The 295-nt window shown below is 64.7% G+C and carries 1 pseudogene; it reads right to left on the minus strand.

Features of this window, described 5'->3' with window-relative positions:
- Positions 1 to 295, minus strand: a pseudogene (locus tag EN786_RS37125) (glucose-6-phosphate isomerase); the annotation flags it as partial.

Raw genomic sequence — 295 nt, forward strand, 5'->3', positions numbered from 1 at the left:
CGAAGACGCGGTGCTCATAGAGGGCGATCAACCGGCCCAGCGTGCGCGGGTCGAGCTTGCGGTAGAGGATGGTCATCGACGGCCGGTTACCGGAGAAGACGCGGTGCGGCGCTATCTTGTCGACATCGGCCGGCTTCATGCCCTTGGCCAGCATCTGGGCGCGCGCTTCCTCCAGCGTGCGGCCCTTCATCAAGGCTTCCGACTGCGCCAGGCAGTTGGCCAGCAGTAGATCATGCTGATGCTTGAGATCAGGCTCGTGGCCAACGGCCGCGGCCAGGAACTCGACCGGAATGAG

It is taken from the genome of Mesorhizobium sp. M4B.F.Ca.ET.143.01.1.1 (assembly GCF_004792275.1).
Lineage (GTDB): Bacteria > Pseudomonadota > Alphaproteobacteria > Rhizobiales > Rhizobiaceae > Mesorhizobium > Mesorhizobium abyssinicae.